This is a genomic window from Escherichia sp. WS1152 (assembly GCF_046487665.1).
Classification (GTDB): Bacteria; Pseudomonadota; Gammaproteobacteria; order Enterobacterales; family Enterobacteriaceae; genus Escherichia; species Escherichia coli.
Genome location: NZ_JBJQJA010000040.1, coordinates 1 through 11649 on the forward strand (window position 1 = coordinate 1; position 11649 = coordinate 11649).

The window sequence follows — 11649 nt, forward strand, 5'->3', positions numbered from 1 at the left end:
GACTGATGAGACGTGATGTCACTGGCGGTAATAATCAGGGGAACGCTGTAGCCCCCCTGCACATGACCATCATGATGAACAGGATTAGCACTGTCGCTGACCGACAGCCCATGGTCAGAAAAGTAAAGCATTGCAAAGTGACGGGAATGCCGGCGAAGGATACCATCAAGCTGACCGAGAAAGTTATCCAGTTTACTGATGCTGGCGAGGTAACAGGCAATCTTTCGGGGATACTGCTCCAGGTAATAATTCGGCCAGGAGTTAAGTCGGTCACACGGATTCGGATGAGAGCCAATCATGTGCAGGAAAATCACCTTCGGCGAGGATTTATCCGCCAGCGCACGTTCTGTTTCCTGTAACAACAACATGTCATCCGTTTTACGGGAAGCGAAGCTGCCTTTCTTGAGGAAAACGGTATGCTCCGCATCAGAAGCAATAACAGAGATGCGTGTGTCATGCTCTCCCAGTTTTCCCTGATTGGATATCCACCATGTGCTGTATCCTGCTTTTGCTGCCAGCGCCACCACGTTGTTGCCGGAGTCAGGGTTCTGCTCATAGTCATAAATCAGTGTCCGGCTCAGGGAAGGTACGGTACTGGCTGCTGTCGATGTATAGCCGTCAATAAATAAACCGGGAGCAGTATTCAGCCACGGCGTGGTTGGCACGGGATAGCCATATACCGACATATAATCCCTGCGCACACTCTCACCAGTAACGATAACAATCGTGTCATACAACGGCACACCCGGCAGGATTTTCCAGTTATCAGCCCCGTGCTGACTCAGTTGTTTATAACGCTGCATTTCACGCAATGTGTCAGTTGTCCCCACAACAGTTCCTTTAACCATCCGCAACGGCCAGCTGTTTACAGAGCATAATACGAATAGCAGCAGTGCCAGCCAGTTACGGTGACCGCGGTGGTGTGTCCGCCAGAAAATCACCATGAATACCAGAATCGCGGCACTGACCAGAAAATGATAAACAGGAATCATCCCGGTAAACTCTGCAGCCTCATCAGCCGTGGTCTGCAGCAACGCGACAATAAAACTGTTGTTGATTTTACCGTACGTCATACCCGCAGGCGCATACAGTGCACAACAGAACAGAAATAACAGCGCTGTAATGGATGTGAGGGTATTTCTGTGTGCAAGGAGAAGAAGGAGAAACAGAAGCAGCACATTTCCTGTGGCATTCTTCTCAGTGTATCCGCATGCAATTGTGGTTATTGCAGAAACAACAAAAAAGAATAAAAACAATAAAATCCGGGGTGTGTTTCCCGGACAAAACAGTTTTCTGATATTCATCGGAGTATATCGACAACATTATGATGAAGAGAACAGGATAATAAAAATCAGAAATTATCTGTGAAACAGATAACCCTGCAGTAATAGACTGCAGGGTATTTCTGTTTAATTGCAGAAGATACGCAATTATCTTAATTGCTAAATATACGTATTATCGTTCAGGAGCAGTGTCGTCAGAAGTTATAAGTCACACCAAGCAGGATGTCATGACTTTTAACATCAACTTCTGACTTATATTTATCGCCCCACTCGTCCTTGTAACTCACACTGCTATCACCTGCATCAAGATAGCGATAGCTGAGGTCCAGAGCGATATCCGGGGTTACGTCATAGCGGACACCCGCGCCAAGGCTCCATGCGAAGTTGTCAGCAGAGCCTGAACGTGACAACGATTCGCGACCACTGCTTCCGTACCCATAATCCCAGGTACTGATACCGGTTGTTTTCTGGTGAATTCTGGCGTAGCCAATCCCTGCAGATACCCATGGTGTGAATGCACTGTCATTCCGGAAGTCATAGTACGCATTCAGCATCAGTGTGTTGACTGACACCTCATTCTTCAGGTCATCACGCCAGTAACCGCCTGACCAGCTGTCTTTATCTACGTTATACTTCGAATCAGCTTTTCCACGAGCGTAAAACTCCAGTTCCGTACGAACCGGAATACTGAACTGCGGGTAAAAATCATAACCGGCCGCGATACCGCCACTGAATACCGTATCATGGCCATCACCGCCTTTATATTTTGATGTTTCCTCTCCATCCCCCGACAGGAAACGCTGGTCTGCAAGTGACATAACAGAAGCACCTGCTTTACCGGTCACATAAAAGCCTGTTTTGCTTTCATCAGCCAGAGCCTGGGTCGAAAACATGCCTGCCATGGCAAGCGCTGAAACCGCAATAACCTTATTCATTTCAATCATCTCCGCTATCACTTTCCCCGAACGATAAATGGGGTTGCTCATTCTAAGACCATGAAAAAGATAAGGTAAAAGGAATGTTTTCGATCGAATCGATCGATAAAATCGATCGTGCCCGATAAAGTTTTCTTATCGTACCCATAAAAATGGTAAGGGCTGGTTTAAGAGGTAATTGCAACGGCATGGAAGTATTGAGACCAGAACAACATGAGATAAAGCGGCTGAACGTCAGATGAGTCACATCGGTAAGGGGGCGTATATCCATAAGGCAGAACATCTGGATGAGCGCGAGCTGATTTGCAGTATGGTGGGCTGATTTTCTGGATGCGAATAGGGAGAGATCGATTACGCTGTTTGACTATGCGAAAATCAATCGGGGGTAATATTTAGCGTATGTGTTTGATTAAGATACTACTAATCAAGCAATTTCCAAAGTGGAACTGGTTGATAGATGGATTTTCCCCGCCATCTCTGGATGTGTTTTGTGTACGGATGGAAAAGATACAATTTTAAAATTGCCCGTAATAAATGTCTCAAAGTGCCTATAGATATCAGCGGATAGCTTTTATAGAATAGGTATAATCCTACTTTTGAGAACATGAAGTTATGAGCGCAATCACATTACGTAAAGCGTTGGGTGTACTTGCGAAGTCATCTTCGTTTTCCGTAACCACGGTAACGCATCGTCAAAAGGATGAGTTCGATCAGTTAAAAGAACAACTCTTTGTTAAACAAGAAATTGAAACTGAGCTGCAACGTTATCTGGATGTTGCTAAGCCCGGTGAAATCATCTTTTTGTGTGGCAGTAGTGGTGATGGAAAGTCCGAAATTTTGACCCGTTGTAAGTCAAACCCTCGTTATCAGCAGCGCTTTAGTTTTCATCTGGATGCAACACACAGCTTTGCTCCCCGGCAATCAGCTATTGATGCTTTAAATGATTTATTTAGCAATCATCACCAATACTCATCTCCTTTGCTTATAGGCATCAATACCGGGATGCTCGCCAATTTTGCCAGAGAAGGTGCTGAATGCCATCTGGCGATCCGCACTGCGATCGATTCTTTCTTGTCAGCAGATCAGGAAGAAAGCCGCCCATACCGCAGTGGGCATTGTTCTTTTTTTGACTTTGAGCATTACCCTAAATTCCAGTTTAATGAAAAAAAACAGTATTCATCGTTTATTAAAACATTACTGGATAATTTAACCCGTAATGATGATAGTAATTTGTTTCAGTTTATTTTTCGACATGATGAGACCGTTAACCCTGAGCTGAAAGAAGTTGCTAACTATAAATTACTTTGTCTGCCGGGTGTTCAGGATGTTCTCATCACTCAGCTCTTTAAGGCCCGCCTGATTAAAGATCAGTTTGTGACAACCCGAACTCTATTGGATTTTCTGCATCATTTGCTTATGGGGCCGGGGTATTTATTTGATAATCTTTTCACTGGGGCAGAAAACGACCTGATTAAAAAAGTTTCTGATTTTGATCCTGCTAGGCTGCACACCTATGAAATCGATCAGTTTATTTTGCGCTACGAATTGGGCCTGGTTGACCCTGAACTGGATGATTTTTTAGCTGCACTCGCGCCATTACACATTAGATTTGATCGCCAGTGCGTTAATCCGGGTGATGCGGCTTCATTAATTCGGCTCTTCTGGTTGCTGCAGGATGAATCTCTGGGGAATAATTATCATCAGAAATTTTCCGTATTCTTCAATGAATCTTTATTTGAGCATTATTCAGAAATCTGGCATCTGCACAAAAATTACATCGCTGACTCAGAGCAGAAAAAAGCACTGAACCGGTTTTATACATCCGAACTTATTGCTGGTATTCAGCGCTATGCAAACCGCAAAGCGCCGGAATTGAGTATGCAAAAAGAAGAGTTCTTTTTAGGTGAATATGGTGGGGTAAAAATAACCGCGCCAGTCGAATTGAAACCTGACTGGGAGGCCATCCGCAATAAAAATACGGCCCACCCTACTGGCTTCGACGTGCATTTAAAAGTTGGGCAAAACTCTCTGTTACCAGTTCGTATCGGACTTAATTTATTTGAACTTTTGAACAAATTAAACAATGGCTATCGCCCCAATAAATACGATAAAAATGCCATTGTTCTACTGGACGAAATCGTTGATTTGATTACTGAACAGGCCAAATCCAGCAGCGAAATCAAGTTTTATGCTGGTGGGCGGCGAGTTTATCGCGCTAAAGCGGACGACGACATGATCACCATTAGCGGTATGGAGGGTTAGTGGAATGTACCCTATCGCAACGACGTTAAAAGTAGGTAATAATCAACTGGATAGTTATCTGCCGATACGTAACAAAAACAATGATATTAACTGGCAATTTGTCACCGGATTGGTGCTTAGTTACGCCCTGAAGCGTAAAATTGATGCCTATACTCCCAGTCAATTTCGCGATGATTGCAAGGCTCATTTGCAAGAATTGCTTGATGAACCAGCATTCTGGACTGTACTGGAACGGATGTATTTTTCCAGTGAAGATATCTTTCGTGTATCTCCGCTTTTTTTACTATTTCATGCTCAGTTTGATGGCGAAAAAATAAGTGGCGCTTCAATGGCCGATAAACGCCTTGGCACTCTGTTTGCTAATCTAATGGGAGATTTCAGCTTGGAATATCCTATCCAGGATAAGCTGAACTTCATTGAGCAGCAAATGCTAAATAAGCTCAATGAAAAAATAAAGTTATTGGGAAAAGGCCCATTCTCTGAAGAACAACCCTACCTTCCCTATCTGGTGACTTGTTTTCAGTCTGATCTGGCGTTTTTGGCAGAACACCCTCAATATTTGTTACAAGAACTGACTAATACTCTGCGTTTATATGCCTTTAGCTGGTGTGCCCAGCTAGCGCTCAATCTGGACAACTGGCAGGACGGCGAGCCACAAAGTAAGTCGCTTTTCTTTATTCTCGACACTGAAAAAGCCAGTTCTGAACGGGATCAAATAAAACGCTTTGGTTATAAGTGGTTCGCTCGTCAAAGTGAAAAACTTTTCCCAATACTCTCCGCGCTGGAAGTTCTACAAATAAAAGGAGATAAGAAGCGTCCACTCTGGCAGGTCTATCAGGATTGCTTAAATTTTTCTGATAACTCATCTCAATTACTGCAAGATCTCAATAATTATTTGCAGGAGTTTATCGAAAAACGCGAGCTTTCGGCATCGAAGTATACGCAAGCCGTTACGCTGGAAGAAGCTTTTAAACAATTATTAACCGTTGCTGTTGAACAGTTTCAGGATAAGAAATCTGATCGTGCGACAGTTAACCGGAAATACATCAACGAGCTTGAAACCCAGATCTGCACCGATTTCATTCAGGTACGTGGTCGGGCGGGAAAAGTACTGGTACTGAATCAGGATCGTCTGCTGCTGCTGACCAATCTCACTGTGGGTAAAAATGACAAACTACGCCTGCATGAGTTGCTGCGCGGCTTTGAACAGCGCGGATTTTATCTGGATAACCAGTCGGCACAAACGCTGGTAGCGTTTTATGAACGTATGGGAAATGTGGAGCGAATGAGTGACAGTGGAGACGCCGTGTATGTCCGTAAAACAGTATGAAACCTATCTGGCGGAAACCTTTATTGAATGGGTTAGTGGCATTATTCAACCTGGTGAGCGTTACCAGTTTAAATCTCCTGACCCTGACAATGCTCTACAACTCTGGCAGGCTTTTGTTGACCTGGCAGGTGACAATCATCTGGAAATTGCGCCAGAGCAGCGCCTTGCCTGTCTCTCCTGTAATGGTATTCAGCTTATTCCGGTGCTGCACGGAGCCGCAGCGCCAGCATTCACGGAAAACTACATATCCCATTTACGCGATGAAGTTGCTGGCCGCAGCGGGGTGTTTGCCAAAACTGCACTGCTGATTATTCATAACAGCATGCTGGACACCCTGATTAACAGCACAAAAGACGTCGCGGCACCGGGAGCTATCTGGCACCCCGAAACCTTCAGTCATGAATTGGAAAAGTTGATCACGACGGACAACAACCGTTCAGAGTTGTCGCGTTGCTTATTAAAGGATCAACGAACAACGGTACTGGATGAAGGTGCGACCGTATTTGGCTTCTCGTCGTTGTATCGCCTGCTGGATGACGGCAATCTGGATTTCTCCGAGCTATCGCTGTTTAAAGATGATGAACTACTGAATTTTAGCCAGAAACAGCTCCATACCCGACTGAATGAAAACAGGAAGTTATTTCGTCAAATCGAGGACAGCGTTGAACGCTACAGTGGGCAACTGGAGAACGTATTAACTGAATTCAGCGCCAAATTTATTCAGGAACATTTCAATGATAAAGACGACTGGCGCGAGCTTGATTTCGCTGTTTATCTAAACGAAAAAGAACAGAACCGCGAACAAAAACTGGTACTGGATGATATCACGGTCGAAAATGGCGTGATTTGGCAACGGGCGAAAAGCGCAAGTAAAGCAGGCAAGCGCGATATCAGCCTACTGGTACAGGTACCACCCGAACAATCGCAAACTGAGCTGGAGTTTTGCTTTCAGGGCAACGATCTTCAGGATAACCAGATAAAAATTGCGCATCATCGTCAGTTAAAAAAAGAGCGTTTCTGGCGAATTAGTCGTGCAGGGGGTAAAAGCTCCCGTATTATGGCGTCGGTTCCTTTCGATGGGAATCCCTGCTTCTTTAGCCTCGAACTGACTAATCGCAATAATTCAGCCGAAGAGTACAAGTTCCGCCTGTTACTGGTCAGACAAGGACAATTCTGGCTAGACGATATTCAGCATTGTTTCCGTATCGAGCCAGGTAAACCACAAATCACACTCCAACGCGAAGACAACGAACTACGAATCGCTGAGTCGGGTAGCCAAGTCTGTATACTGGATGAAGAAAATGGTGATATTGACTGCCAGCATTATGCATTGGTGAATTTTGAAACACTGGCAAATCAAAGCGATCTGATCCAATTTAAGCTTGTTTCAGGTGATTCTTGTCTGGCATTCAATATCGAAGGGCCGGGAGCCGAAGAAGGGTTAACCTTACCGCTACTTTTTGACCAGAGTCGTTTCAATAAACTGTTCAAAGAAGACGGGAATGCGTCCTGGAACCGATTGAAGGGTCGTATCATTCTTGATAATACCGAACACAAGGTTGTCGGTGTTCGCCAGCAGTTACTGGCGCTGGAAGCCTCATTAGTTGATCAACGTCTTTTGGGGACAGGAGATGACGATAGCGCGTTTGCGCTGGATGAACTCGTTGCCATCCACCCCGATCTCTATAACGCCTACGACCAATTATTCCTCTACTACCAGCGCTGCGGTACTTTACCTAGCCTAGTATCGTGGTCAGCAGAATACTGCGCGCTGGTAAGCCATATAGTGACGACCTTTGAACAGGCGCTTCAACAAATCGAGTTGAGCAGAGCGTTAACAGCGCAGGAAAAGCGCCTGCTGCATCTGGGTATTTGTAATGTCGACAGTCATGAACGTCTCTCCCCGTTGCATCCCCTAGTGTTGGCCTACCATTTACAACTGGTACAAACTATCTGCGCAGAGCAGGAACAATACGACTCAGCGTCATTTGCCACACTACCGACCATTACGCTTGATCGTCTGGTGGTGTCCGGCTTGATGCCATTCGTTTACCACAGTGAACACGAATACGCACAGTTGCAGCCGGTGGAAGAAAATCGCTTCTGGATCGATGTCGTTCCCCAGCGCCAGGTGAGCCACGATTACGTAAAACGTTTGGTAAAAGACAAGCTCAATGAATTTACCGAAGCCTACGCCCGGCTATTTCAGAGTCCCGGAAACAATGCATTGATTATTAATGCTATTAATCAGGGAACAGCGAAAGAACTGTTTCTGGGGTTAGTGGAATATTTTAAGCAGGAAAAAGAGCATGCTATTTCGGTGCATGTAAATTGCTACGATGAACGCCTGCTGCCAAATATGTTTGATCGCTTTGCCGAGAGTGGCAGCTATGAACAGCTTAAAAACGACCTTGACCTGAACCGCGGTGCGTGGCGAGCTGAGGCCGATATGCTGATTGACCTGTTACGCAGTCGGTTAACGTTCAGCAAATTTGTCCTGCCGTCAGAAAGCGACAAATTGGCCTATGCACATTTGGCGTTTTTCACCAATACAGCTCCGGTGGATTGCCGCCAGATCCGCATTGAGGATGCTGCCAGCGGTGTACTGTGTCATGGGCTGATTTCCGGAGAAGGAGCTGAAACACAGGGGGATGCTTACTTTACCGCGTTTGGCCTGCGGAATGTTGATACTGAATCTTACTGCGCTCTACGACTTGCCCGGTTAGTGGGCTGCCTGTGGCAGCCAGCGCGTCAGAGCAACAGTCAATACCACGGACAAGGGATTGGATTGGCCGTAAGCGGCAATTTTAAACAGCTACTCAATTATTCTTACAACAGTGCACTCTGGACCACCATTATTGACCCTAAAGTTACTCTTGACTTCTTTACTAGCCAGAAAGATGTTGTGCTGATCCACTATTCCGATCAGTACACTAGTTGTGCAGGCTACGATGCAGTGACGGTAACGAAGCAGGTCGATCTATTCCTCCGCCTGCTCCAGACCGAAAGCCAGTCCGGGCAATCTGCCGTTGATAGCCAGCATCTACTTGCCGAATTTAATGCTTTTAACGGTGAGTGGTTGCTGAAGATGTTGCGCTCCAGTGAAAAAGAGCGCAAAGAGAAATATGGCATCATTGGCGCGTATAAATTTGTACAGTCCATGCTGAGTGAGTCTGATATCTGCTGGGTACCGCTATCTGTAGCCGAAATGATTCGCGTATCTGGTAACGTCGGGCTAAAGATGAAGGAAAGCGATTTATCAAGAAATCTACAGGGGTACCGTAAAGGCGCAATCTCTGATGATGTGCTCTTTGTTGGTTTTAAAGAAAACCGTCTCTATTTACTGCCGCTGGAAGTCAAAACCGGCGCTCGACCAGATTACAACTATGCGGGCCAGCAGGCTGCTGAGCTTAAACGTTATTTACAGCAGGATATTCTGGAGCCGCATACACTGGCATCGCAACTTTATCGCGCGCTCTTTATTCGACAGGTGCTGATGCAGGTAGAGAAACTTCAGCTGTACGGTGTGCTGGACAGTGATAAGCTGGCTCCCCTGTTGGATCGCCGCGAATGGTGGTTGACCGGTGACTATCAGTTGGGTGAGTTAAAAGACTATGCTAATGGCTTTGTTGTTGCACATGTAGACAGCGGATCTTGCTTCGATCTCTCCTATAAAGAGACGACAGCGAATATCTTACAGATCGAAATTCCTTATTCATTACTATCCTCGTTAATCACTACCCGTGAAGGTAAATTGCCATTGGCTGAACGCTACCGGGTACCAGATAAATACCGTCTGAAGCCAGAGAGTGATGAGCACCCATCTCCATCAGCATCGGGAGTGCAGGTAACGACACCGCCAGACACACGACCTGATATTCCAAAGCCGACACCAGAGGTCAGCACTGTACCCTTACAAGTATTATTTGGTCATGACGCTACACGGCAAACCCCGTTATTCTGGGAACCGACCAACACCACGAAGTTTATGAATACCAACACAGGCATCATCGGTACGATGGGGACCGGGAAAACGCAATTTACCAAATCGCTGGTGACACAATTAATGCGTAACCAATCCTGTAACGTTGATGGAAAATCGATTGGTTTACTGATCTTTGATTATAAATCTGACTATGTGGACGAGGCTTTTCTGAAGGCTACTGGCGGTAAGAAATATCAATTATCGTAACTACCTTATAACCCTTTGTCACTGTTTGGTGATATGCCCATGTTACCCAGACATACCGCAATCGCATTTTCTGAAACAATGGGGAAAGCCTATAACCTGGGTGTGAAACAGCGTATGAAACTGGTTACGCTAATCATGGAGTGCTATGAATTAGCAGGAATAGTGCCTCATGATCGCTCAACCTGGAACCGTGTTGCACCGACCATAGAAGATGTGTGGCAGCGATATCTGGCTCAGGAAAAAGTAGAAGAAGACTCATTGTACGCCGCGCTTTATAACTTAGCTGGGTTTCAGATATTTGAAACAGACCCAGAGAAAATGACGAGTCTGTATGATCTGGTGGATGGTGTCACAGTTATCGAATTGGCTGGCTACTCATCAGAGATTCAAAACCTGGTGGTTGCGCTAACCCTGGATCTGTTTTATGCACAAATGCAAAAACGCGGCAAGCCAGTGATTCAGGGGGATTATCGTCAGCTCACCAAGATGATTCTGGTGGATGAGGCAGATAACTTTATGCGCCAGGACTTTTCCAGTCTGAGGAAGATCCTTAAGGAAGGTCGTGAATATGGTGTTGGAGCGATCCTGTCAACGCAGGAAATTACCCACTTCAAAACTGGAGAGAACAATTACGCTTCATATATTCTAACCTGGGTTATTCATCGTGTGTCCGAAATTAAAAATGCGGATATCAAGGCTGTATTCAACGTGGATGATAAGGGCGAACAGGAGTCGTTAATGGGGCAGATTCGGCAGCTTGAAAAACATTTCAGTCTGTATGTTGATGGGGATAAGCGGGTTAGCAAGATGCGAGATAGAGCGTTTTGGGAGCTTGTTTTTTGATTATTTTTGTAGATAGTACAAGGTTAGGGTAAAAAGCATGTCGAGAAATGATATGATACATTGGGTGAACTTGTGGAAAGATATCTTAGGATTATATCCAAGAATTATTCAGCCAAAATTTATTTTTATATCTTTGGTGACATTATTTGTATCAACCTGCGGAATATGGATTGGCCCATTATTTTTAAAAGATAATACGCAGTTGGGTTTTTCTATTTTTTCATTTATTATTACCACATTGGGCGTATTAGCCGCGGAGTGTTTATCCAGAGATGACGAGAACGAAAATCCTATTTCTTTATCTGAAAGGCACCGTAAACAAGTTAGAATATCTTGTTCAATATTTTTATGGTTCATATCATTTGTTTTTTTATTTTTTGGATTAAAAAATGACGTCAATTTCATGTTAATTTCATCACTTATTATAACTATAATATTATGGTTTTCCATTACCGTTGTTAAGCCTGATTTTAAAATCCCTGTAACTCCAGATTCATTAGTGTCTGATGAATTAAGGAATATGAGTTCTAATGATGAGCCAGGTGAGGGGCTATAAATGTCTAATTCTATTGAGATCCATGCAATTAAGGTCACCCAACCATACGGCGAATTCTTTCAGACGGTTATGTCTGCCGAAGATTTATTGAAATGTATTTATGTGAATCAGGCGGAAATGGATGATGGGGAAATATCTAGACTGGCCCCTTGAATCTCCAGACAACCAATATCACTTAAATAAGTGATAGTCTTAATACTAGTTTTTAGACTAGTCATTGGAGAGCAGATGATTGATGTCTTAGGACC

General features: G+C 44.7%; 6 protein-coding genes and 2 pseudogenes. 6 read left to right on the forward strand and 2 right to left on the reverse strand.

The window, feature by feature from the left end; genetic code table 11:
- Both ACJHW7_RS24820 and ACJHW7_RS24825 read right to left on the reverse strand, forming a co-directional pair.
- The coding region (locus tag ACJHW7_RS24820) for a phosphoethanolamine transferase (RefSeq protein WP_410233585.1) at positions 1–1304 on the reverse strand (1304 nt) is incomplete at its 3' end.
- A 173-nt stretch (positions 1305–1477) separates the two neighbouring features.
- Positions 1478–2218 carry an outer membrane protein gene (locus ACJHW7_RS24825; protein ID WP_001477155.1) on the reverse strand — a complete coding sequence of 247 codons (741 nt, stop codon included), beginning with the start codon at positions 2216–2218 and terminating at the stop codon, positions 1478–1480.
- A 223-nt stretch (positions 2219–2441) separates the two neighbouring features.
- Between ACJHW7_RS24825 and ACJHW7_RS24830 the strand changes: the two are divergent.
- The 6 genes and pseudogenes from ACJHW7_RS24830 to ACJHW7_RS24855 form a co-directional block, all read left to right on the forward strand.
- A pseudogene (locus tag ACJHW7_RS24830) lies at positions 2442–2607 on the forward strand (integrase); the annotation flags it as partial.
- 223 nt (positions 2608–2830) lie between these two features.
- Positions 2831–4480, forward strand: coding sequence for a DNA phosphorothioation-dependent restriction protein DptF (gene dptF, locus ACJHW7_RS24835; RefSeq protein WP_001274542.1), 1650 nt, complete (start codon positions 2831–2833; stop codon positions 4478–4480).
- A 4-nt stretch (positions 4481–4484) separates the two neighbouring features.
- Complete coding sequence (dptG, locus tag ACJHW7_RS24840) at positions 4485–5810, forward strand: DNA phosphorothioation-dependent restriction protein DptG (RefSeq protein WP_000283233.1); 1326 nt, start codon at positions 4485–4487, stop codon at positions 5808–5810.
- A pseudogene (dptH, locus tag ACJHW7_RS24845) lies at positions 5791–10845 on the forward strand (DNA phosphorothioation-dependent restriction protein DptH). The gene dptG and the pseudogene dptH overlap by 20 nt, the downstream one beginning before the upstream one ends.
- A gap of 37 nt (positions 10846–10882) precedes the next feature.
- Positions 10883–11401, forward strand: a complete 519-nt coding sequence (locus tag ACJHW7_RS24850) for an accessory gene regulator B family protein (protein ID WP_001327223.1) — start codon at positions 10883–10885, stop codon at positions 11399–11401.
- Complete coding sequence (locus ACJHW7_RS24855) at positions 11402–11554, forward strand: hypothetical protein (RefSeq protein ID WP_410233586.1); 153 nt, start codon at positions 11402–11404, stop codon at positions 11552–11554.
- Positions 11555–11649 lie beyond the last annotated feature (95 nt).

Coding starts and splice junctions, on each gene's coding strand:
- ACJHW7_RS24825 (WP_001477155.1), bottom strand. CDS start 2,218: ATGAATAAGGTTATTGCGGTTTCAGCGCTTGCCATGGCAGGCATGTTT.
- dptF (WP_001274542.1), top strand. CDS start 2,831: ATGAGCGCAATCACATTACGTAAAGCGTTGGGTGTACTTGCGAAGTCA.
- dptG (WP_000283233.1), top strand. CDS start 4,485: ATGTACCCTATCGCAACGACGTTAAAAGTAGGTAATAATCAACTGGAT.
- ACJHW7_RS24850 (WP_001327223.1), top strand. CDS start 10,883: ATGTCGAGAAATGATATGATACATTGGGTGAACTTGTGGAAAGATATC.
- ACJHW7_RS24855 (WP_410233586.1), top strand. CDS start 11,402: ATGTCTAATTCTATTGAGATCCATGCAATTAAGGTCACCCAACCATAC.